Origin of the sequence: Hungatella hominis, assembly GCF_014288005.1 — a bacterium.
Lineage (GTDB): Bacteria > Bacillota > Clostridia > Lachnospirales > Lachnospiraceae > Hungatella > Hungatella effluvii.
The window spans coordinates 133,701-156,800 of sequence record NZ_JACOPB010000010.1; the positions used below are offsets into that span (position 1 = coordinate 133,701).

The following is a 23,100-nucleotide window of genomic DNA, read 5'->3' on the forward strand; positions in this document are numbered from 1 at the left end:
ATGAGGTAATGTGACATGGAAATCAGAATCATAAAATCACCGGCGCCCGGTACGCTTGATATTCTGTTAAGAAGAAAGGGGTCGGGAGCATCGACGCCCATCGAGTCGGTGGATGCCATCGGGCTGGTTCAGGGCCGGATGATTGAGATGGTGTGCGCCGCCGATGTGGCGGAAAAGGCTGTCGGCGTTACCGTGGAAGACATTCGCGGCAATTGTCCTCAGAATATGGTGCTGCTGGCTATTTTCGGGGATACCGCCTCCGTGGAAGCGGCCCTTGAGGAAATTAAGCGGAAAGAGAAAGAGGGGACACCGGAATGGTAACTGCAAAGCTGATCGGCAATGTCTGGGCGACCAGAAAAGCGGAATCCTTAAACGGATTTAAGTTTATGATGGCGGAGATCATCAGCGGGACGAGGACGGGAGAACGAATGATCGTGGTGGACACAATCAGCGCCGGAATCGGTGACCGGGTGATCGTCACGACCGGTTCTTCCGCGCGCCGCATGCTGGGTGACGACGGGATTCCGGTGGACGCCGTGGTAGTAGGAATTATTGATGAAGATTGTGAATTTATATAGAAGAAACCGGTGCAGCGCTGCACCAGTGCCGCCCGGCACTTGTGTTTCCAAATGGATAGATTCGCAGAGAAGAAGGGGTGTGGTACCATGAAAAAGTTAGTTTGCGCCAGGGATATTGAAGAGTGCAGCAAACAGGGAAAGACCGAGTACTGCGTGGACGGCGATACGATTATCACACCTTCCGCAAAGGACGCGGCCGAGGCGTACGGGATCCGGTTTACGGATCGTATAAGCCAGCCGGAAGCGGTGTGTGCCAATGCATTTGCGGGAATGGATAAGATGGATGCGGCCGGACTCTGCCAGCTGTTAAAGACCATACTGGAGCAGGGCGGTTTACAGGCGCCGTCTAAGCCTTATGAAGAGGAGCGCCACGGAAATGGCTTAAAGGTAGTTCGGGGCAGAACGGTGAAAATGGATGTGTTTGATACCGGAAACCCTGATGCAACGGCGTATTTCCAGGAACTGGTAAGCAAGGATGAATCCCATATCAGCGCCGGGTTCCTAATTATTGAAAACTCGAAATTTGACTGGGAACTGACCTATGAAGAGATCGATTACGTTATCGAAGGCACACTGACGATCACCATCGACGGAAAGACGTATACCGCTCACGCCGGAGACGTGCTGTTCGTACCATCGAATTCCAAAGTCGTATGGGGATCTCCAGACAGGGCGAGAGTGTTCTATGCCACTTATCCGGCCAACTGGGCAGATTTGCTGTAAGGAGGTAAGCCATGAAGGCACTTGGACTGATAGAGACAAAGGGCACTCTGGCGGCGGTGGAAGCCGCAGATGCCATGGTAAAAGCCGCGGATGTCACACTGGTTGAGAAAACACGAGTCGGCGGCGGCCTGGTGACCATAACGGTGACCGGCGATGTGGCCGCGGTACAGGCGGCTGTGGACGCCGGTGTGGCAGCAGTGGAACGGATCGCAGCCTCCAGCCTGGCGGCAAAACTGGTCATTCCACGGCCTCATGAGGAACTGGAAATCCTGTTTACACCGAAGGGGCCTGGCGGAAAGACGGATCCTGGTGTGAGGGACGAGGAAGAGCCGGAAGCAGAAGACGCAGCGGTTAGAGAAGTGGTTGAAGAAGTAGTTGAAGAAGTGGAAGACGTGGAAGAATCCCCCCACCCTGCCCTCCCGGAGAAGCTGGACCGGCAGACCTTAGATTCCATCATTGAAAAATACGGCATTGCCGAAGGTATGGCGATGGCGGACGGACTGAAAGTAACAGCGTTAAGGACACTGGCCCGCGAATACGGAGAATTGAAGATTTCCGGCAGGGAAGTGTCCAAAGCCAATAAACAACTGCTGCTGGAGGAATTAAAGAGCTATTACGAAGCTCGAAATGATTGACGCGGTTCTTCGCGGGAACAAAATAATAGAAAAGGAGATCCTGACAATGGAAAACTTTGATTTTGATTTACGTTCCATCCAGGAAGCCAGAGATTTAGCCAGAAAAGGAGAAATCGCGGCGAAAAAGATGGCTACCTACTCCCAGGAGCAGATAGAGGTTATATTACAGAATATGGTAAGAGCAGCAGAGGAACACGCGGTCTGCCTGGGTAAAATGGCAGCAGAGGAAACCGGGTTCGGTAAGGCGGAGGATAAAGCCTATAAGAATCACGCAGCGTCCACTCTGTTATATGAAGAGATAAAAGATATGAAGACCGTGGGAATCATCGACGAGGACCCGGTAAAACATACGATGGATGTGGCGGCGCCTGTGGGCCTGGTTATGGGAATCGTTCCATCGACCAACCCGACTTCCACCACAATCTTTAAATCCATTATTGCAGTGAAATCAGGAAATGCCATCGTCTTTTCCCCCCATCCGTCTGCGGCGAAATGTACACTGAAAGCAGCAGAACTGATGCGGGATGCAGCGGTGGAGGCGGGGGCGCCGGAGGACATTATCGGCTGTGTCACCATGCCGACCATGGGAGCCACCAATGAACTGATGAAATGCAAAGAGGTAAACTTAATTATTGCCACCGGAGGCCCAGGCATGGTGAAAGCAGCGTACAGCGCCGGAAAACCGGCTCTGGGCGTAGGCGCGGGCAACTCCCCGGCATACATAGAGCGGACCGCCGATATCAAACAGGCCGTAAGCAACATCATGGCCAGCAAGACCTTCGATTACGGAACGATCTGCGCTTCCGAGCAGTCGATCGTTGTGGAAGAATGCAATAGGGACGCGGTTGTCGCAGAGTTAAAGAGCCAGGGAGCCTATTTTATGACTCCAGAGGAGACTGAGAAGGTGTGTGCCCTGCTTTTCAAGAGCGGCAGCCATAACATGAATGCCAAATTCGTGGGAAGAAGCCCGCAGGTCATCGCGGAAGCGGCGAAGATAACCATTCCGGCAGGAACGAGAGTTCTGATCGGAGAGCAGGGCGGCGTTGGTGAGGGATACCCTTTATCCTATGAAAAACTGACAACCGTGCTTGCCTTCTATACAGTAAGAGACTGGCAGGAAGCCTGTGAGCTCAGCATCCGCCTGCTTCAGAACGGTATCGGCCACACCATGAGCATCCACACGGAAGACAGGGAGATGGTGAGAAGATTTGCGGCGAAGCCGGCTTCCCGTATTCTGGTCAACACCGGAGGAAGCATGGGAGGTACCGGAATCAGCACGGGATTGGCAACCTCCTTTACCTTAGGCTGCGGAACGTGCGGCGGAAGCTCTGTTTCTGAAAATGTCAGCCCGAAGCATTTAATTAATATTAAAAAAGTTGCGTTCGGTGTGAAAAATTGTGCTACACTGGTGCAGGAAGATAAATCGTTCCGTCATCCGGAACTGGCTTCACAGTCCTGCTGTCAGGGATCCTGCGGTACGGCTTCCAGCCCGGCTGATTTCGTTGCCTCCTTTGAGGAAAAACACTCTGCATCCGGTACGGCGAAGGCTGACACTGCGGTTTCCGCAGACTGCGGCAGCGATAAGCTGGCGGCACTCGTAAGAGAGCTGGTTATCGCCATGAAGAACCAGTAAAGCGGCAGAAGGAGGAGACCCATGGATCAGTATGAGGCAATGATCAAGCTTCTTTTGGAAGCGGTAAAAAATGAGGATGGCACAGCGGCGGGTAACGCTTCCGCGAACACCCCGGCAAATGCGGTGCCGGTCGGCGTATCCAACCGGCACGTACATTTATCCCAGGCCGATTTAGATACCCTGTTCGGCCGCGGGTACGAATTGACGAAGACGAAAGACTTATCCCAGCCGGGCCAGTTTGCCTGCAAAGAGACCGTAACGGTCTGCGGACCGAAGGGGGCCATTGAAAAGGTAAGAATTCTGGGACCTGTAAGGAGCCGGACACAGGTGGAGATTCTCGCAGGTGACTGCTTTAAACTGGGCGCCAAGGCGGAACCCAGGCTGTCCGGTGATCTGGACGGTACGCCGGGAATCACTCTTGTGGGACCGAAGGGATCTGTACAGACGAAGGAAGGTCTGATGGTGGCGCAGCGCCATATCCATATGCATCCGGATGACGCGGCCAGGTTTGGCGTTCATGACGGCCAGTCTGTTTCTATTGAGACAGATGGATTACGCGGAGGCGTTTACCGCAATGTATTAATCCGTGTAACGCCGGAATCCGCACTGGAGTGTCATGTGGATACAGAGGAAGCAAATGCGATGGGAATCGGTTGTTCCGCGGCTGTCACTCTGATAAAGTAAAAAGTCTGTTTATAAAAAGTATAGCATTTAAAATTAAAATAAAATTCAGGAGGATTTCACAATGAAATACGATGCATTAGGAATGATTGAGACAAAAGGTTTAGTTGGATCCATTGAGGCTGCAGATGCCATGGTTAAGGCTGCTAATGTTACATTAATCGGCAAGGAATTCGTAGGCGGCGGTCTCGTTACCGTCATGGTAAGAGGCGATGTCGGTGCGGTAAAGGCAGCGACTGACGCAGGCGCGGCAGCAGCTCAGAGAGTAGGCGAGCTTGTATCCGTTCATGTGATTCCGCGTCCTCACGCAGAGGTAGAGACCATTCTTCCGGCAGCTGCAAGAGAAGAGTAATCAGTCAGGGAGTGCTCTCGTTTCGGAGAGTGCTCCTTAACCAATAAGGAGGGCTTACAAGAATGAATGAAGGTGCAGGCGCAGCAGCTGTTGCTGCAAAGAAAAAATTATCTGCTCAGTTTTTTAAGAAGGGTGTATTTGTTGCAATCATGTCCGGTATCTGTTACGGGCTCTATTCCGCGTTTATGACGCTGGGAATGACAAAGGGAATATGGGCGGACTGGTATGGTCCTAATACGGCGGCTTTGTCTGCTTTTGTCATTACGTATCTGCTCGGCTCACTGGGAAGCGCGATCAACGATACGTGCAGCGCGGTATGGGCCCTGCTGATTGCCGGAGCAAAGGGAAAGCTGGGCGACTTTTTCCGCTGTTTAAAGACGAAACCGGGCTGGATCATGATCGCTGCCGCTCTGGTGGGCGGCCCTATCTCCAGTGCGGCCTATGTGGTTGGACTTCAGATGGCTGGTTCCATCGTTATTCCGATTTCGGCTCTCTGTCCTGCAATCGGTGCAATCTTAGGAAGAGTGCTCTACAAGCAGGAACTGAATAAGCGCATGGTTGCCGGTATCGGTATCTGCGTTCTTTCCAGCTTTATGATCGGAAGCACAAGCCTGGGCGGCGATGCTCCCGAAGGCCGACTCCTGGGAATCTGTATCGCGTTTATCGCGGCTCTGGGCTGGGGAATAGAAGGGTGCGTAGCCGGTTATGGTACGACCCTGATCGACTATGAGATTGGCATTACCATACGCCAGTGTACCTCCGGACTTTCCAACCTGTTTATCCTGGTTCCGATTTTTGGTATCATTGCCGGCAACATCGGCATTGCTCCTCATTTAACGGTTCAGGCATTTACCAGCGGTCCGGCCATGATCTTTTTCGTGATCAGCGGATTCTTCGCCCTGTTTGCATATAGTCTGTGGTATAAAGGAAACAGCATGTGCGGCGCGGCTCTCGGTATGGCGTGTAACGGAGCGTTTTCCTTCTGGGGACCGTTCTTCTGCTGGATTATCCTCGGCGTCATCTGCGGCATCGACGGCTGGTCACTTCCGCCGATCGTCTGGGCGGCAGCGATTCTGATGATATTCGGTATCCTGATGATCGCCATGAATCCGCTGGATTTATTTAAGAAAAAGGAGGACTAGGCAGATGAAACCACTGAGTTATGCGATTATCAAACACTTTACGAAGGTCCCCGAGGCCTGTGCGGAAGATGTAATCGACGCCTTAAAGGGAGATTACGGTAAGTTCAGGGGATTGACCCTTAAGTCAGTGATCGAGACCCTGATGACGGACGAGGCCAATGGTCTTCTTGAGGAGTCCAGATTTGAACTGGATGAAGTCGGAAATTTAAGGATTTACTACCGGGCGAATGAGGAGCAGAAGGCGACCATCAACCGGTATATCAAAGACTGACGGCGGGATACGGTATAACCGCTGAACAGCCATCGATTGGAGGCGGGCCTGGCCCTTCCAGTCGATGGCTGTTTTGTGTAATAGGAAGGCGCTCCGCACCCTTTACTACTCTGTGTATGGAATTTACTGCAGTGTATGAATTCACTACAATGGAAGAAACTGCGCTTTCCGCTGGCGGAACACCGTATAATACGAGAACCCGCATTCCTTCAGCAGTTCCCTTGTCCGCTCGAAATCGGCCCCTAAATCTTCGGGTATATGGGCATCCGAACCGATCGTCAGGATTTCTCCGCCTAACTCCCGGTAGCGTTTCAGCACGTCTGCTGCCGGGTTGGGCTGGCTGATGCCCTTCCGCAGTCCAGCCGTGTTGCATTCGATCCCCTTGCCGTGTTCGATGACAGCCTTGAGAATTCTGTCGAGGATGTCCCTGTACGCCTCATAGCTGTAGAAGGCGGCCTTGTTGGGACCGTAACGGACGATGTAGTCGATGTGGCCCGCCACGTCGTAATCGTCCAAATGGCTGACATTATCCAGCGTAGTCTCAAAATACTGGAGGTAGGCATTGGCCTCCCCCCTCTCTTCGAAAAACTCCGGGTAAGCGGGATCCTTTCTGTCTATGAAATGGGTGGAACCGATGACGAAATCAAAGGGATATCTGCGGGTCACTTCCTTAAAATATTCCTTTAGATGGACCTGCAGTCCCAGTTCAATTCCGATCCTCACATCAATCCGGTCTTTATATTCTTCCTGAAGCCTGGTGAGAGAACTCATATAGGGGTCCAAATCCAGGTTGAAGTCGATGATGGATTCCACGTCATAGTCGTGGTGGTCCGTGATGCACAGCGAATCCATTCCCAGTTGTATGGCACGCTCGATCTGCGCCCTTGGGGGAGTCGTGGAGTCGCCGGAAAAATCCGTGTGCAGATGGTAATCTGGCAGCATGACTGTCTCCTCTCTCTCTGAATGAAAGCTAGTACTAGAACCATTATAATCAATATCGTTGGGAAAAGCAACGCAGGATTCGTCAGGTTTACACACATTTTACCAAAAGTTTACAGAATTTATAAAAAGCGTTGAAAAGACATTCCGGTCTATGATATCATTAGAGATGCGCGCGGAGGAGGGAATCCATGCGGGTATGACGCCGGCGCTTAAAAAGAAAATGAATGCAGTTGAAAAAGGGGTTACAAGGAGGTAACTATGTCTGTCAATGACATATCAAGTCTGTTCAGTTTTATCGGTGGACTGGGGATGTTCCTGTATGGCATGAACATCATGGCCGACGGTATGCAGAAGACCGCCGGAAGTAAGATGAGCCAGTTTTTGGGAATGTTAACGAACAATCGTCTGATGGCGGTCCTTCTGGGCGCGCTGATCACGGCAATTATTCAGAGCAGCGGCGCTACGACGGTTATGGTAGTCGGTTTTGTAAGTGCCGGGGTCCTGAATCTGACGCAGGCGGTAGGCGTGATCATGGGTGCCAATATCGGTACGACGATTACGGCCTGGATTGTATCTATGAACCAGCTGGGAGATGCGTTTGCCGTATTCCAGCCGGCATTTTTTGCTCCGCTGTTGATCGGGATCGGAGCGATTTTCATGTTATTTGGTAAAAAACAGAGGATGAAAACGGCGGGAGAGATTCTGGTCGGCCTTGGTCTTCTGTTCATTGGTCTTGATTTTATGTCGAGTTCCATATCGCCATATACCGACGCGCCTGTTTTCTCTGAGGCATTCCGCCTGCTGGGAAGCAATCCATTCCTGGGAATGATCATCGGTGCTCTGGTTACGGCTCTTCTTCAGAGCTCCTCCGCCTCAGTCGGTATCTTACAGACGCTGGCGATGAACGGTGTGGTAACGACGAACGCGGCGATTTTTATCACGCTGGGACAGAATATCGGTTCCTGTGTGACCGCCATGATATCCAGTATTGGCGGGTCCAGAACCGCTAAGAGAGCAGCAGTTATCCACCTGACATTTAATGTGATGGGCGCTGTAATATTTGGAGTGATTTCGTTTATCCTGTTTTCCCTTCATCCGGTGCTTGCGGCCCATAACATTACATCTGTGCAGATATCGATTTTCCATACGATCTTTAACCTGACGAACACGGCGCTTCTGTTCCCGTTTGCCAATCAGCTGGTGAAGCTCTCCGGAGTCTTCGTTCCGGAGGATAAGAAGGAACCGGCTGTTACTGACGAAGAGTCCGAGACGATGAAGCATCTGGATGAGAGAATCTTTGAATCTCCCGCATTTGCCCTGGAGACGGCGGCCATGGAAGTGGTTCATATGGGACAGATCACCATGGAGAATGTCAGACGGGCCATGGACGCGGTTCTGACTAAGAATGCAAATGAAGTCGAAGATGTGTATAAAACGGAGCAGACCATCAATAATATGGAGAAGATGCTGACCGAATATCTCGTCAAGGTCAACAACCTGTCGCTGACGGAAAGACAGAAGCTGGTTGTGAATGACTTATTCTACAGCATCAATGACATTGAGCGTGTGGGAGACCATGCAGAAAACCTGGCCGAGCAGGCGGAATACATGGTTCAGCATAATATCAGCTTTTCAGAAACAGGAGAGTCGGACCTTCATGTTATTTGTGAGACCGCGTTTAACTCTTTCAAGCACTCCATCAACGCCCGGCAGAAGGGTGACATGGACGATGTCAGAAAGGTAAGCCAGTACGAGGACGAGGTGGATACGTTGGAGGAGGAGCTGAGGGAGAAGCACATCGAACGGCTGTCTGCCGGTAAATGCGACCCTTCGGCAGGGGTGGTATTCCTGGATCTTATCAGCAATCTGGAACGTATTTCTGATCATGCATACAATCTTGCCGGTTATGTGAAGGACGAGATGTAGAAAATGTTAAAAAAGTAACAAAAACCAAAAAATGAAAAAAAGGACTTGCTATTTAATGGATTATTAGGTAAAATAATGGGTAGTTGATTTTATTTTAACAAAATCACAAGAAATCCACTCTTCATTACAGATAGTGGATATGTGAATTAAAAGGTACAATTAAATTAATTTTATTCTTAGGAGGAATTGAATTATGGCAGTAAAAGTAGCGATTAACGGTTTTGGTCGTATCGGTCGTCTTGCATTCAGACAGATGTTTGGTGCAGAAGGTTATGATGTAGTAGCTATCAACGATTTAACAGATCCGAAGATGTTAGCTCATTTATTAAAATATGACACCGCTCAGGGTGGATACACAGGACGCATCGGTGAAGGCCTTCACACAGTAGAAGCTGGAGAGGACTCCATTACTGTAGACGGCAAGACCATCAAGATTTACGCAGAAAAAGATGCTGCTAATCTTCCTTGGGGAGAAATTGGCGTAGATGTAGTATTAGAGTGTACAGGCTTCTACTGCTCTAAAGATAAATCTCAGGCACATATCAATGCAGGCGCTAAGAAAGTTGTTATCTCCGCACCGGCAGGCAATGATCTGCCAACCATCGTTTACAGCGTAAACGAGAAGGAATTAACTGCAGAAGATACCATCATCTCCGCAGCTTCCTGTACAACAAACTGCTTAGCTCCTATGGCTAAGGCTCTGAACGATTACGCGACCATCCAGTCCGGTATCATGAGCACAATCCACGCTTACACAGGCGATCAGATGATCCTTGACGGACCGCACAGAAAAGGCGATTTAAGAAGAGCAAGAGCTGGCGCTGCCAACATCGTTCCGAACTCCACAGGCGCTGCAAAAGCAATCGGCCTTGTTATTCCGGAATTAAACGGCAAGTTAATCGGTTCCGCTCAGCGTGTTCCGGTTCCGACAGGTTCCACAACAATCTTAGTTGCCGTAGTTAAGGGCAAAGACGTTACAAAAGAAGGCATCAACGCAGCTATGAAGGCAGCAGCTTCCGAGTCCTTTGGCTACGAAGAAGATCCAATCGTTTCTTCTGACGTTATCGGCATGAGATACGGTTCTCTGTTCGATGCTACTCAGACCATGGTTTCCAGCCTTGGTGATGACTTATATCAGGTACAGGTTGTTTCCTGGTATGACAACGAGAACTCCTATACAAGCCAGATGGTTCGTACAATTAAGTACTTCGCTGAATTAGGCTAATTTTTTAAGATCCATGGAGGGTCCGGTCGTTTGGACCGGACCCTTTTATCGTTCAAAGGAAGGGGCGTTCCGGCGTGTCCTTTGAATTATAAAACAGGTTCATATCCTGTATCCATAACCATTTTGTTATGAATACAGCATCAAGTAGCGAAAATATGGAAAGGAGCATGAAATTATGCTTAACAAGAAAACAGTTGATGATTTAACCGGATTACAGGGAAAGAAAGTGCTCGTAAGATGTGACTTCAACGTTCCGTTAAAGGAAGGCGTGATTCAGAACTACAACCGTATCGACGGTGCAATTCCAACCATTAAGAAATTACTCGATCAGGGTGCAAAAGTGATCCTTTGCTCTCATTTAGGAAAGCCGAAGGGAGAGCCGCTTCCAGAGCTGTCCTTAGCTCCGGTAGCTCCGGCACTGAGCGAGAGACTTGGCGTAGAAGTAAAATTCGTGGATGATCCGAAGGTAACAGGACCGGAGACACAGAAGGTTGCTGCCGAATTAAAGGATGGCGAAGTTTTATTACTTCAGAATACCCGTTACAGAATCGAAGAGACAAAGTACGGAAAAGATGAGAACGCAGAAAGCTATGCGAAAGAACTGGCTGATCTCTGCGACGGCATCTTTGTTAACGACGCGTTCGGTACGGCCCACAGAGCTCACTGCTCCAACGTAGGCGTTACAAAATACACCAATACCAATGTAGTTGGATACTTAATGGAAAAAGAAATCAAGTTCTTAGGACAGGCTGTTGAGAATCCGGTTCGTCCGTTCGTTGCCATCTTAGGCGGAGCGAAGGTTTCTGATAAGATCAACGTAATCAACAACCTGCTTGACAAGGTAGATACCCTGATCATCGGCGGCGGTATGGCTTATACATTTGAGAAGGCACAGGGCGAGGAGATCGGCAATTCCTTATGTGAGGAAGACAAGCTGGATTACGCTCTGGAGATGATCAAGAAGGCCGAAGAAAAAGGTGTGAAGTTATTACTTCCGGTTGACCATGTAGAAGGTAAGGAATTCTCCAACGATACAGAACGCAAGGTCGTTGATGTTATCGATGCCGGCTGGTCAGGATTCGATATCGGACCGAAGACCATCGCCCTTTACAAGGCTGCTCTGGAAGGTGCTAAGACTGTTGTATGGAACGGACCGATGGGCGTATTCGAATTCTCCAATTTTGCGGAAGGTACTCTGGAAGTATGCCGCGCCGTTGCTGATTTACAGGACGCAACAACCGTAATCGGCGGCGGAGATTCCGTTAACGCTGTGAAGAGACTTGGTTTCGCTGACAAGATGACTCATATCTCCACAGGCGGCGGTGCATCCTTAGAGTTCCTGGAAGGCAAAGAGCTGCCAGGCGTAGCTGCTGCAGATAATAAATAAGTAAGTAAGAGGAGAATAAGATAAAATGGCAAGGAAAAAAATTATTGCTGGTAACTGGAAGATGAACATGACACCAACAGAGGCTGTAGAGCTGGTTAATACCTTAAAGCCGCTGGTTGTTAATGAGGATGTAGATGTAGTATTCTGTGTACCGGCCATTGATATCATTCCGGTTATGGAAGCAGCAAAGGGAACCAACATCTGCGTTGGTGCCGAGAATATGTACTATGAGGACAAGGGCGCCTACACCGGCGAGATTTCCCCTGCCATGTTAGTAGATGCTGGCGTTAAATACGTAGTAATCGGCCATTCTGAGAGAAGAGAGTACTTCGCTGAGAGTGACGAGACTGTAAATAAAAAGGTCTTAAAGGCATTCGAATACGGCATTACACCGATCGTATGCTGCGGAGAGTCCTTAACGCAGAGAGAGCAGGGAATCACCATCGACTGGATCCGTCAGCAGATCAAGATCGCCTTCTTAAACGTACCGGCAGACAAGGCTGCAGAAGCTGTTATCGCTTATGAGCCGATCTGGGCAATCGGTACCGGCAAGGTCGCTACGACTGAGCAGGCTCAGGAAGTATGCGGAGCGATCCGTGCATGCATCGCTGAGATATATGACGAAGCCACAGCAGAAGCGATCCGTATCCAGTACGGCGGTTCTGTATCCGCTGGAAGCGCACCGGAACTGTTCGCACAGCCGGACATCGACGGCGGCTTAGTAGGCGGAGCTTCCCTGAAGCCAGACTTCGGAAAGATCGTTTGCTATAACAAATAAGTAATGAATAATACAGGATTATGAAGTGTCCTGTAATGAAAAAAGGTGGAGACAGTCGCAAACGCGGCTTCTCTGCCTTTTTATTGTTCTGTACACGGCCGGTATTTCGCGAAGCGTACTGCCGGTCGCAGCGTGTGCAGTAACTTTTTATTCCGCTGAAAAGCCCGTTTATGCGCATACGGTTGACAAGTGATGAGAAAAAGTAAATAATAGTAATGAATATACCGATATCAGGGTGCGCAGAATGGGTAAAGGAGGAGGAGTTATGGATACAAAAGAGCCGGGACTGATGCAGAGGAGTATTGAGATCGACATGGAGCAAATCCGGAAGGAACTGAGTGAACAGGAGCTGCTTCCGGGAGCGTACTGCCAGGAATACGAGATATTCAAAGTGATATACCGGTTTGTGGCGCGGAGGCTGAAGCGTACGAATGAGAGCGCCTATATCATCCTGCTGACCCTGACGGACCGGAAGGGAGAACTGCCCTGTCTCGAGAGCAGAAACGGGCAGATGGAGATTTTGAGGGAACTGATCCAGTATTCGATCCGCTGCGGGGATGTTTATACGAAATACAGCAGCTGTCAGTTTCTCATTATGGTGACAGACTTATCAGAGGCGGATGCCGATATGGTTGCGAAGAGAATTGCGAATGCATTTTACCAGAGACTAGGCGAGGGAGCGGACCAGGTGCTGCTGCACCACTGCTATCCCATGAAAGCCGTGGAAGAGCGGCCTTAAACCAGGGTTTATGATAAAAATTTATCATTCAGCAGTTGCAAGATATCCGCAAATCATGTAGAATATAGAGTTGTGAGAAGATAATTACCATTATATAGAAAAAACAAGATAAGGAGATTAAGTTATGAGTAAGAAACCTGTTGTACTTATGATACTTGATGGATATGGACTGAATGATAACTGTGACCATAACGCAGTCTGCGAAGGCAGAACACCGGTTATGGATCAGCTGATGAGTCAGTGCCCGTTTGTAAAGGGCAACGCCAGCGGCCTAGCCGTAGGACTTCCGGATGGTCAGATGGGAAATTCCGAGGTTGGCCACTTAAATATGGGTGCCGGCCGTATCGTTTATCAGGAACTGACCAGAATTACAAAATCGATTCAGGACGGAGATTTCTTCGATGTTCCTGAGTTTTTACAGGCTGTAGAGAACTGCAGGAAGAATGATTCTGCCCTTCATTTATGGGGACTTGTCTCCGACGGAGGCGTTCACAGCCACAATACCCATATCTACGGACTCCTGGAACTTGCCAGGAGAAATGGCCTCGACAAGGTTTATGTACACTGCTTTTTAGATGGCCGAGACACACCGCCGGCTTCCGGCAAGGGCTACGTGGAAGAGCTGGAAGCGAAGATGAAGGAACTCGGAGTGGGCAAAGTGGCTTCTGTGATGGGCCGTTATTATGCGATGGACCGTGACAACCGCTGGGATCGTGTGGAGCGTGCTTACAACGCTCTGACCAGGGGAGAAGGCGGTACTGCTGTCAGCGCTGCGGCAGGAATCCAGGCTTCATATGACGCGGAAGTAAACGACGAGTTCGTGGAGCCATTTGTCGTAGTGGAAGATGGAAAACCGGTTGCTACCGTAAAAGATAACGATTCCGTTATTTTCTTCAATTTCCGTCCTGACCGTGCAAGAGAGATAACGAGAGCGTTCTGTGATGACGATTTCAAAGGATTTGCCAGAGACAGACGCCTGAACTTAACGTATGTATGCTTTACCGATTATGATGACACCATTGCAAATAAGCTGGTTGCATTTAAGAAGGAAGCCATTGTGAATACCTTTGGCCAGTTCCTTGCAGACCACGACATGACCCAGGCCAGAATTGCCGAGACAGAGAAGTACGCACATGTGACATTCTTCTTTAACGGCGGTGTCGAGGAGCCGAATAAGGGTGAGGACAGAATTCTGGTTCCTTCTCCTAAGGTGGCTACCTACGACCTTCAGCCAGAGATGAGCGCCCCGGCTGTTTGTGACAAGCTGGTGGAAGCGATTAAGTCTGAAAAATACGATGTTGTTATCATCAACTTCGCGAACCCGGATATGGTTGGCCATACGGGAATTGAGGATGCTGCGATCAAGGCGATCGAGACCGTAGACGCCTGTGTGGGAAGGGCCGTAGACGCAGTCAAGGAGATGGACGGCGTACTGTTCATCTGCGCTGACCACGGAAATGCAGAGCAGCTGGTAGATTACGAGACAGGAACACCGTTCACCGCTCATACTACAAACCCGGTTCCGTTCATTCTTGTGAACGCAGATCCGTCCTATAAGCTGCGCGAAGGCGGCTGTCTGGCAGATATCGCTCCGACATTAATTGAATTAATGGGCATGGAACAGCCGAAAGAGATGACTGGAAAGTCATTATTAGTGAAGTAAGATATGGGAAATATCCTGTAAAAACGGCAAAAATATAAAAGAAAAGTCATGTTATAATCTTAGACATAAAAAAATAGTTATGAAAAGTCGAAAAAGGGCCGCATATTTGAACCTTAGGAACCGCAGCGATCACCGGCGGGGAAGAGGGAACAGAGTGACGGCCTTTTTCCGGCTTCCGCGGGAACGAAAGGTGGTTGTTCGTCTGACCGGCGGATGATATAATACGGGAAGAAAACAAAAGAAAGGGGAATTACCATGTTGGATCAAAAAGTTGCAGAACTTATTAATGTGCAGGTGAATAAGGAATTTTACTCGGCGTATCTGTATCTCGATTTTGCCAATTACTATCGCGAAGCGGAGCTGAATGGATTTGCAAACTGGTATCAGGTGCAGGCGCAGGAGGAGAGAGACCATGCCATGCTGTTTATCCAGTATCTGCAGAATAACAGCGGCAAAGTGACTCTTGAGGCCATTGACAAGCCAGATAAAAAGTTTGAGGACTACGTAGGACCGTTAAAGGCAGGGCTGGAGCATGAGGTCTATGTGACCGGACTAATCCATGCGATCTATGATGCGGCATACTCCGTAAAGGATTTCCGTACCATGCAGTTTCTCGACTGGTTTGTGAAGGAGCAGGGCGAGGAAGAGAAAAATGCAGATAACCTGGTGAAGCGTTTCGAGCTCTTTGGCCATGATCCGAAGGGGTTATACATGCTGGATTCTGAGATGGCGGCCCGCGTATACACCGCTCCGTCCCTGGTGCTGTAATGGGAAAGAATGAATATCTCTGTCCGTGCCTGAAGATCACGAAAAAGGATATCAAGGAGGCGATCGCAGACGGCGCGGATTCCTTTAAAAAAGTGAAAAAGAAGACGGGAGCTTCCCTGAAATGCGGCCATTGTGAATGCCGGGTGAAGAAGTATGCGAAAAAGCAGTTGAAGAAACAGAGCGAGAAAAAGGCCTGAGCTTAACCAGCAGACAGAGCCGCTTGACAAGCGCAGCAAAGAAATCTATACTAAAAGTGCAAGGGTTTCTAAACAACTCCCTTAGCACTAAAGGAAAGATGAATATGAGAAAACCACTTATTATTCAAACAGATTTTGGCACTGCGGACGGAGCTGTCTGCGCGATGTATGGAGTATCCTATGGGGTAGACCCGGAACTTCGGATTACAGACTTGACACACGATATTCCCCAGTATGATATCTGGGAAGCATCCTACCGGCTGATACAGACGGTAAACTACTGGCCGGAGGGCTCGGTATTTGTCAGCGTTGTGGATCCGGGAGTGGGATCGACGAGACGAAGCATTGTGGCGAAGACCACCACGGGACAGTACATAGTGACACCTGACAATGGAACACTGACCCATGTGAAGCGGATGTGCGGAATCACGGAAGCACGTATCATCGATGAGAATGTGAACCGTCTGCCGGGATCAGGAGAGAGTTATACGTTCCATGGCCGTGACATTTACGCTTATACCGGAGCGAGGCTGGCTGCCGGTGTCATCACCTTCGAGGGAGTAGGCCCTTCCGTGGAAGCGGAAAGCGTCATCGAACTTCCTGTTGTGGAAGCGGCTTATAACGGAGACAGAGTGAGCGGTACCATCGATGTGCTCGACGTCAGATTCGGAAGCCTGTGGACCAATATCTCCAGAGACCTGTTTTTAAAGATTGGTGTAAAACACGGACAGCGTGTGGAAATCAGTATTGAGAATGAGACGAGAACCCTGTACAAGAATATTCTGGTTTATGCAAAGAGCTTTGCCGACGTTTATGTAGGCGAACCGCTCATCTATGTGAACAGCCTGGACTGTATGGCGGTTGCCATCAATCAGGGCAGCTTTGCAAAGGCCTATAACATTGGAACAGGGAATAAGTGGCAGATTACGATGCGTAAGGCGCCTAAGATTATATACGAAGACTAAACACTTTATATAACTAAATAAATGAATAGACATTGAAGACGGCTGTCCCGCCGCTCCGGAAGAAGGAGCGGGCGGGACAGCCGTCTTTACCGTGCAAAGGAAGTATGGCCGCTGAAGCGGCCGCGCTCCGGCGCGTGAGTCCGGTCAGATGGTAATCGCGTATTTTATGACATGATCGGCCTGCTTTTCAAATATCTCGTAAGCCTCCAGGATATGGGCTAAATCTGTCCGGTGCGTGATGAGGCAGCCGGTATCCAGCTTTCCTTCCTCAATCAGTTTCAAGATTTCACTGCAGGAATTGGCATCCACGCCTCCTGTCTTGAAAATCAGATTTTTCCCATACATAGCAGGCAGAGGAAGTACCTGTGGTTCCTCATAGAGTGCGACGACGCAGACAACCGCGTTGGGACGGGCGATCTGCCAGGCCATCTGGAAGGTGTCCTTCCCTCCTGCCACCTCGAGAACGGAGTCGGCGCCCCGGCCGGATGTGAGTTCCAGCACTCTTTCCAGGACATTTTCATTGCGTGGGTTTAGGGTGTAATCGGCAAGACCGCGGCGTTTGGCAAGCTCCAGGCGCTCCTGGGAGGTATCGATGGCGATCAGCTTACCCGGATGGTAGAGGCGGGCGCACATCATGGTACATAAGCCGGTAGGGCCGGCTCCGATGACGGCCGCCGTGCCGCCCTCCCCGATCTCAGCAAGCCCCGCGCCCCAGTAGCCGGTGGATAGGATGTCCCCCGTAAAAAGGGCGGCTTCATCGGTCACAGAATCGGGAATTGGCGTGAGGCCGTTGTCTGCAAATGGAATGCGGACGTACTCCGACTGACCTCCGTCGATCCGGCAGCCGAGAGCCCAGCCGCCATGCTCATCAGTACAGTTATTGACATAGCCGCGCTGGCAGTAAAAGCACTCCCCGCAAAAGGTCTCCACATTGACGGCAACCCTGTCGCCTGGTTTTACCCGTGTCACCTCACTTCCGGCTTCTTCTACGATCCCCACAAATTCATGGCCCAGTATGGTGCCTGGAACGGCCCTGGGAACCGCGCCGTGCAGGATATGGATATCGCTGGAGCAGATGGTGGTGAGAGTAACTCTCACGACGGCATCCCTGGGGGTCATAAGATGAGGGATTGGCCGTTCCTCTAAACGCAGGATTCCATTGCCTTCGTAGACGACGGCCTTCATGGTCTCCTTATGGGGAAGGTCTTGTGATGTATGGTTCTGTGATACCTGATTTTGTGACATAAGTTTCTCCTCTCCATACTTTAAAAGCGGTAAAAATACCTCTTACCATACTCTGTATAATAGTCTAGTCAATGTCATACCAATTGTCAATGCGCATGCCTCGAAAAATATCCGGCAGCTCGCAGCAGAGGCTGAACTGTTATCCGAAAGCATATCCGAAAGACTGAACAAAAAGTAAATGATTTTACCTGTAAACTTTGTAGAAATCTGTTGACAGAAGGAAATCTCTGTACTAAACTTAACTTGTTGAACAAGTTGGACGGGAGGCGCCTATGGTTAAGAGATGTACCGGGGAAGATGAGAGCCGGCTGCTGGATTTTTTGCAGAATGATGCGGTCTATCACACATTTCTGCTGGCAGATATCGGCAATTACGGATTCGATCAGGAGTTTCAGACCGTATACGCGGGGATGGAAGAAGACCGGATTACTCATGTTTATCTGAAGTTTTACGGGAACTTAATTGTGGCAGGTGAGGCAGGGAACATCGACGGGGAGTTTTTAAGAACGCTCACCGAAGAATGGAAGCCGGATGTGATCATGGGAAAGGCGGAGCTGACGAAAGCGGCCGGCAGATGGCTTCCCGGATATGAGCTGGCGGAGAAGAACCTCTATCTCCTGGAGGACAGTGCGCACCTCATCGGCGAGGCCGGACTGCCGGAGGGCGTGACCATGAAAAAGGGCGTGCCGGGAGACGAGGATAAGATTCATGCATTTCTCATGACGATTCCGGAGATACGCGCGCTTTATGCTTCAAAAGAGATGATCGCGGACCGGTTAAAGAGCGGAGACGGGACCCACCTCTATCTGGAGCGGAACGGGGAAATGATTGCCCATGTGAACAGCGCGGCGAAGAGCCCGTTTACCGTCATGCTAGGCGGCGCGGCTGTGAAGGAAAAGGAACGGGGAAAGAACTTAGAGGCCCTGCTGATCAGCCGGATAAGCCGCGATATTCTGGCGGAGGGGAAGAAACCGTGTCTCTTCTGCGACAGAGGGGAAGAACATAATCTATTCGTGCAGATCGGCTTTTTAAAGGCCGGAATCTGGGGAACGCTGACCCCTAAGAAGCCGGAAGAGGGAAAGAGCCGGCTGCCATCCTACATACCGGTTTATAATCGGCTGTTTCAGGATTTAATGGATGGCGTCTATGAGAAGGACAGCCTTCTTCCCAGTGAAAATGTGCTGGCGGCGGCCTATAAGGTGAGCCGGAACACGCTGAGGCAGGCGCTGACCATTCTGACACAGGACGGATTTATCTATAAACGGCAGGGAAAGGGAACCTTCGTATCCTACGACTGCCGCAGAAATGAAAAGAAGAACCTGTATAATTTTTTGAGAGAGTGTGCCAAGGAACCGGTGAGCCGGGTGACTATGGATTACAATATCGGACTTCCGACGAATATTGCAAAACAGAAGTTAAAGCTTAAGGACGGCGACGAAGTCCTGGCGAGCAATAACGTATACTGGGGCGAAGAAGGTCCCATCGGCCAGTCCTTTCTGCAGATTCCCATGGAGGTGATCATGGGGAGCGGCATAGATGGAAAGGAACCCGACGAGGAACAGCTTCTTCATTTTATGGACAGTTTGATTTATCAGAAGGCGGCGAAAGCCCACATGACGATTCAGGTAGTGGCCGCCGATGAACAGGTGATCTCCTATATGGATATACCGGAGGGAACTGTGCTTCTTCATATGGAACAGATTTTATACGGGCCGGATTATACACCCGCCGCCCGGATTAAATATTATTTCATTCCTGACAAATATCAGGTTGACTGTCAGCTGCAGGCGTAACCGCCGAATGCTCATAACTAGGAGGCATATATGGATACGAATAAGAAACCAATTATTCAGTTCAATTCATTCCAGTTTCACTATTTCAGCCAGGCGGAACCAACCCTTCATGATATCAATTTAACGATCTATGAAGGGGAAAAGGTTCTCATCGTCGGCCCCAGCGGAAGCGGTAAGAGCACCCTGGGAAACTGTTTAAACGGTCTGATCCCTTTTGCCTATAAGGGGGAGATTGAAGGAAGCCTTAAAATCAACGGCAGGGAGACGAGGGAGATGAATATCTTCGAACTGTCGAAAATGGTGGGCACCGTGCTTCAGGACGCAGATGGCCAGTTCATCGGACTGACGGTGGGCGAGGACATCGCGTTTGCACTGGAAAACGACTGTGTGGACCAGGGCAAGATGAAGGAAGCCGTTCAGAAGGTGGCGGACATGGTGGACATGGGAAATCTTTTGAAATCTTCTCCTTTCGAGCTGTCCGGGGGACAGAAGCAGAGAGTATCCTTCGCAGGCGTCATGGTTGATGATGTGGATATCCTGCTCTTTGACGAACCGCTGGCCAATTTAGACCCGGCCACGGGAAAGACGGCCATCGATCTGATCGATCACGTGTGGAAGGAACTGGGGAAGACGGTTGTGATTATCGAGCACCGTCTGGAGGATGTGCTTTACCGCGATGTGGACCGGATCGTGGTGGTAAATGATGGCCGGATTGCAGCAGACATGTCGCCGGATGAGCTGATCGCGGCGGACATCCTTCCGAAAATGGGAATCCGGGAGCCCCTCTATGCCACTGCACTGAAGTACGCGGGAGTCAGGGTGACGCCGGATATGCGCCCCGGCCGTATGGAGACACTGCGGATCGACATGGTAAAGGACGCGGTGCAGAAATGGGCTCTGAGCCGTGTGCCGGACCGGGAAGTTAATAACAGGCCCGATATTCTGGCGGCGGAACATTTAAGCTTCCAGTATACGAAGAGACGGAGAATTCTGAAGGACATCAATTTCCACATCAGGGAAGGGGAGATGGTCAGCATCGTGGGCACCAACGGCGCCGGCAAGAGCACCCTGGCCAAGGTAATCTGCGGATTTGTCACGGAGGACGAGGGACGTCTTCTGTACGAGGGCGAAGATTTGAAGGGGAAGACGATCAAGGAGCGTTCCCGGATGATCGGTTTCGTGATGCAGAATCCCAATCAGATGATTTGTAAGCCCATGATTTACGATGAAGTGGCGCTTGGACTGAGAATTCGGGGGGTAGATGAGGCGGAGACGGAAAAACGTGTGGAAAAAGCGCTGAAGATCTGCGGCCTGGCTCCATTTAAGAAGTGGCCTATCTCCGCGCTGAGCTTTGGGCAGAAGAAGCGTGTTACCATTGCCTCCGCGCTGGTTCTGGATCCGAAGATCCTGATTCTGGATGAACCCACGGCGGGCCAGGATTTCCACCACTATACGGAGATCATGGAATTTTTAAAGAGCCTGAACAGCGAGGGGGTCACCATTATCATGATTACCCATGACATGCATCTGATGCTGGAGTATACGCCTCACGCCATTGTGATCTCCGACGGGCAGAAGATCGGGGATGCGACCTCGGCGGAGATACTGACCAATGAGGCGATAACGGAGCAGGCGAACTTAAAGATCACCTCCCTCTATGAGCTGGCCGTGGCATGCGGGGTGGAGAATCCGGAGGGCTTCGTTCAGAACTTCATTGATTACGAAAGGGGGCTTCGTCACGCATGAAAAGCAAATTGTTCGACTACATAGACCGGGATAATTTAATCTTTAATTTATCGGGGCTTACGAAGCTGGTATGCTTCATCGGTATGACCTTCGCGGTCATGTTTTCCTACGATATCCGCTACATCCTGTTTGTCATGGTGTTGTCCGTCATCTTTTTTGCCATGTCGGGCCTGCAGTTTAAACAGATCAAGCTGATGGCAATTTACGTTGTCGTATTTCTTGCCATCAACTTTGTGCTGACCTATATCTTCAGTCCGCAGTACGGAACGGAAATTTACGGGACGACCCACGAGCTGTTTCGGTTCAACAGCCGCTACACGGTGACGGAAGAGCAGCTGCTCTATCAGGTGACGAAGGTGGCCAAATACGCCTCCGTGGTACCTCTGGGAATGATTTTCTTACTGACGACCAACCCCAGTGAGTTTGCGGCCTCCTTAAATCGTGTGGGCTGTAATTACAAGGCGGCCTACGCGCTGTCTCTGACGCTTCGGTATTTTCCGGACACGATCCGGAATTACCAGGATATCGCTCTGGCACAGCAGAGCAGAGGACTGGATTTATCCAGAAAGGAAAAGCTCGGAACGAGGGTGAAAAACGTGATGAATATCTGTGTGCCCCTGATCTTTTCCACGCTGGACCGGATTGAGCTGATCAGCAACGCCATGGATTTACGCGGCTTTGGAAAGAAGAGAAAACGGACATGGTACGTGGCAAAGCCGTTAAAGACTGTGGACTGGTGCGCGATGGCGGCAGCATTGGCGATTTTCCTGGGATCTCTGGCTATGACATTTTTTGTCAATGGAGGTACCAGATTCTATAACCCATTCATTTAAACAATCATAAAGGAGAAAAACTATGAAACCAATTTTAGTATTTCAGACAGATTTTACTTACAAAGAAGGAGCAGTCAGTTCCATGTACGGCGTGGTGAAGTGTGTGGACCGTGAACTGGAGATCATGGACGGCACCCATGAACTTCCGCAGTATGACACCTGGAGCGCCAGCTACCGCTTATATCAGAGCCTTCAGTTCTGGCCGGAAGGAACCGTTTACGTGTCTGTCGTGGATCCTGGAGTAGGAACGAAGCGCCGCGCCTGTGTGGCAAAGACTGTTGACGGATACTATATCGTAACGCCGGATAATGGTTCTCTGACACATGTAAAGAAGATGATCGGCATCGAAGCGGTGCGTGAGATCGACGAGACAGTAAACCGTCTGAGAGGAAAAGGCACGGAAGGCGTTGCCATCTTCCACGGCCGTGATTTATTCGGCTATACAGCGGCTCGTCTGGCCAGTGGAATCATCGATTTTGAGGGCGTAGGACCGGAATACCCGGTGGAGGAGATCGTGGAGCACCCGATTTTGGAACCGGAGATTACAGAAGGAAAGGCCTGCGGCGTATTCGAAATCAATGATCCTAACTTTGGAAACTTATGGACGAACATCAGACTGGAAGACTTTAACCGCGCGGGATTTGCTTACGGTGACTATGTCAATGTAACGGTAAAGCATGACGGAGAGGTGGCTTTCCAGCAGAAGGTATTATTCCATCAGAGCTTTGGTTTCGCTGAAAAGGGCGATCCGATGATTTATAACAATGAGCTTATGAAGGTGTCTCTGGCCGTCAGCCAGGGAAGCTTCTGTGACAAGTATAATCTGGGTTACGGGCCAGAATGGACGGTTGAGTTTACAAAGTAGAATTTACTTGACA

At 50.1% G+C, this 23,100-nt stretch carries 24 protein-coding genes; 22 read left to right on the forward strand and 2 right to left on the reverse strand.

What is annotated here, in order from left to right; genetic code table 11:
- The first annotated feature begins 15 nt into the window (after positions 1 to 15).
- The 9 genes from H8S75_RS20240 (at position 16) to H8S75_RS20280 (ending at position 6,015) form a co-directional block, all read left to right on the forward strand.
- On the forward strand, positions 16 to 321 hold the full coding sequence (locus H8S75_RS20240; RefSeq protein ID WP_187023138.1) for a BMC domain-containing protein: 306 nt from the start codon (positions 16 to 18) through the stop codon (positions 319 to 321).
- Positions 315 to 578, forward strand: coding sequence for a EutN/CcmL family microcompartment protein (locus tag H8S75_RS20245; protein ID WP_002602432.1), 264 nt, complete (start codon positions 315 to 317; stop codon positions 576 to 578). The genes H8S75_RS20240 and H8S75_RS20245 overlap by 7 nt, the downstream gene beginning before the upstream one ends.
- An 87-nt stretch (positions 579 to 665) precedes the next feature.
- Positions 666 to 1,301 carry a cupin domain-containing protein gene (locus tag H8S75_RS20250; RefSeq protein WP_187023139.1) on the forward strand — a complete coding sequence of 212 codons (636 nt, stop codon included), beginning with the start codon at positions 666 to 668 and terminating at the stop codon, positions 1,299 to 1,301.
- Between the two features lie 11 nt (positions 1,302 to 1,312).
- Entirely contained in the window at positions 1,313 to 1,936 is a 624-nt protein-coding gene (locus tag H8S75_RS20255; protein ID WP_187023140.1) for a BMC domain-containing protein, read from the forward strand.
- A 46-nt stretch (positions 1,937 to 1,982) separates the two neighbouring features.
- Positions 1,983 to 3,569, forward strand: a complete 1,587-nt coding sequence (locus H8S75_RS20260) for an acetaldehyde dehydrogenase (acetylating) (protein WP_187023141.1) — start codon at positions 1,983 to 1,985, stop codon at positions 3,567 to 3,569.
- A gap of 21 nt (positions 3,570 to 3,590) precedes the next feature.
- Positions 3,591 to 4,253: a phosphate propanoyltransferase gene (locus H8S75_RS20265; protein ID WP_187023142.1), complete on the forward strand. Its 663-nt coding sequence runs from the start codon at positions 3,591 to 3,593 to the stop codon at positions 4,251 to 4,253.
- A 61-nt stretch (positions 4,254 to 4,314) separates the two neighbouring features.
- Positions 4,315 to 4,602: an ethanolamine utilization microcompartment protein EutM gene (gene eutM / locus H8S75_RS20270; protein WP_002602437.1), complete on the forward strand. Its 288-nt coding sequence runs from the start codon at positions 4,315 to 4,317 to the stop codon at positions 4,600 to 4,602.
- A 62-nt stretch (positions 4,603 to 4,664) separates the two neighbouring features.
- Positions 4,665 to 5,744, forward strand: coding sequence for a hypothetical protein (locus H8S75_RS20275; protein WP_002602438.1), 1,080 nt, complete (start codon positions 4,665 to 4,667; stop codon positions 5,742 to 5,744).
- A 4-nt stretch (positions 5,745 to 5,748) separates the two neighbouring features.
- The gene (locus H8S75_RS20280; RefSeq protein ID WP_055654029.1) at positions 5,749 to 6,015 is read left to right on the forward strand and encodes a hypothetical protein; all 267 of its coding nucleotides are present in this window, start codon (positions 5,749 to 5,751) and stop codon (positions 6,013 to 6,015) included.
- Between the two features lie 144 nt (positions 6,016 to 6,159).
- Here the strand turns inward: H8S75_RS20280 and H8S75_RS20285 are convergent, their stop codons facing one another.
- Entirely contained in the window at positions 6,160 to 6,957 is a 798-nt protein-coding gene (locus H8S75_RS20285; RefSeq protein WP_187023143.1) for a histidinol-phosphatase HisJ family protein, read from the reverse strand.
- A 258-nt stretch (positions 6,958 to 7,215) separates the two neighbouring features.
- Here H8S75_RS20285 and H8S75_RS20290 point away from each other — a divergent pair, with 258 nt between their 5' ends.
- The 9 genes from H8S75_RS20290 (at position 7,216) to H8S75_RS20330 (ending at position 16,605) form a co-directional block, all read left to right on the forward strand.
- Positions 7,216 to 8,883, forward strand: coding sequence for a Na/Pi cotransporter family protein (locus tag H8S75_RS20290; RefSeq protein WP_187023144.1), 1,668 nt, complete (start codon positions 7,216 to 7,218; stop codon positions 8,881 to 8,883).
- Between the two features lie 193 nt (positions 8,884 to 9,076).
- Positions 9,077 to 10,108: a type I glyceraldehyde-3-phosphate dehydrogenase gene (gene gap, locus H8S75_RS20295; RefSeq protein WP_187023145.1), complete on the forward strand. Its 1,032-nt coding sequence runs from the start codon at positions 9,077 to 9,079 to the stop codon at positions 10,106 to 10,108.
- A 175-nt stretch (positions 10,109 to 10,283) separates the two neighbouring features.
- Complete coding sequence (locus H8S75_RS20300; protein ID WP_025530551.1) at positions 10,284 to 11,495, forward strand: phosphoglycerate kinase; 1,212 nt, start codon at positions 10,284 to 10,286, stop codon at positions 11,493 to 11,495.
- Positions 11,496 to 11,520: 25 nt separating this feature from the next.
- Entirely contained in the window at positions 11,521 to 12,273 is a 753-nt protein-coding gene (tpiA, locus tag H8S75_RS20305; protein WP_002602444.1) for a triose-phosphate isomerase, read from the forward strand.
- Positions 12,274 to 12,538: 265 nt separating this feature from the next.
- Positions 12,539 to 13,012, forward strand: a complete 474-nt coding sequence (locus H8S75_RS20310; protein WP_187023146.1) for a hypothetical protein — start codon at positions 12,539 to 12,541, stop codon at positions 13,010 to 13,012.
- Between the two features lie 124 nt (positions 13,013 to 13,136).
- Positions 13,137 to 14,675, forward strand: coding sequence for a 2,3-bisphosphoglycerate-independent phosphoglycerate mutase (gene gpmI, locus H8S75_RS20315; protein WP_187023147.1), 1,539 nt, complete (start codon positions 13,137 to 13,139; stop codon positions 14,673 to 14,675).
- Between the two features lie 255 nt (positions 14,676 to 14,930).
- Positions 14,931 to 15,443 (forward strand): ferritin, encoded by a 513-nt coding sequence (locus tag H8S75_RS20320; RefSeq protein WP_002602447.1) that lies wholly within the window; start codon positions 14,931 to 14,933, stop codon positions 15,441 to 15,443.
- Positions 15,443 to 15,640 (forward strand): (2Fe-2S)-binding protein, encoded by a 198-nt coding sequence (locus H8S75_RS20325; RefSeq protein WP_187023148.1) that lies wholly within the window; start codon positions 15,443 to 15,445, stop codon positions 15,638 to 15,640. The genes H8S75_RS20320 and H8S75_RS20325 overlap by 1 nt, the downstream gene beginning before the upstream one ends.
- Positions 15,641 to 15,744: 104 nt before the next feature.
- Positions 15,745 to 16,605, forward strand: a complete 861-nt coding sequence (locus H8S75_RS20330; RefSeq protein ID WP_110324039.1) for an SAM hydrolase/SAM-dependent halogenase family protein — start codon at positions 15,745 to 15,747, stop codon at positions 16,603 to 16,605.
- 144 nt (positions 16,606 to 16,749) lie between these two features.
- Here the strand turns inward: H8S75_RS20330 and H8S75_RS20335 are convergent, their stop codons facing one another.
- Entirely contained in the window at positions 16,750 to 17,790 is a 1,041-nt protein-coding gene (locus tag H8S75_RS20335) for an alcohol dehydrogenase (protein ID WP_432764197.1), read from the reverse strand.
- A gap of 332 nt (positions 17,791 to 18,122) precedes the next feature.
- Here H8S75_RS20335 and H8S75_RS20340 point away from each other — a divergent pair, with 332 nt between their 5' ends.
- From H8S75_RS20340 to H8S75_RS20355, 4 genes are read left to right on the forward strand one after another with little or no spacing between them, the layout of a single operon-like run.
- Positions 18,123 to 19,643 (forward strand): GntR family transcriptional regulator, encoded by a 1,521-nt coding sequence (locus H8S75_RS20340; protein WP_187023150.1) that lies wholly within the window; start codon positions 18,123 to 18,125, stop codon positions 19,641 to 19,643.
- A gap of 30 nt (positions 19,644 to 19,673) precedes the next feature.
- Complete coding sequence (locus H8S75_RS20345) at positions 19,674 to 21,389, forward strand: ABC transporter ATP-binding protein (protein ID WP_187023151.1); 1,716 nt, start codon at positions 19,674 to 19,676, stop codon at positions 21,387 to 21,389.
- Positions 21,386 to 22,222 carry an energy-coupling factor transporter transmembrane component T family protein gene (locus tag H8S75_RS20350; RefSeq protein ID WP_187023152.1) on the forward strand — a complete coding sequence of 279 codons (837 nt, stop codon included), beginning with the start codon at positions 21,386 to 21,388 and terminating at the stop codon, positions 22,220 to 22,222. Before H8S75_RS20345 ends, H8S75_RS20350 begins: the two co-directional genes overlap by 4 nt.
- 22 nt (positions 22,223 to 22,244) lie before the next feature.
- Complete coding sequence (locus H8S75_RS20355) at positions 22,245 to 23,087, forward strand: SAM hydrolase/SAM-dependent halogenase family protein (protein ID WP_002602454.1); 843 nt, start codon at positions 22,245 to 22,247, stop codon at positions 23,085 to 23,087.
- Positions 23,088 to 23,100: the final 13 nt, after the last annotated feature.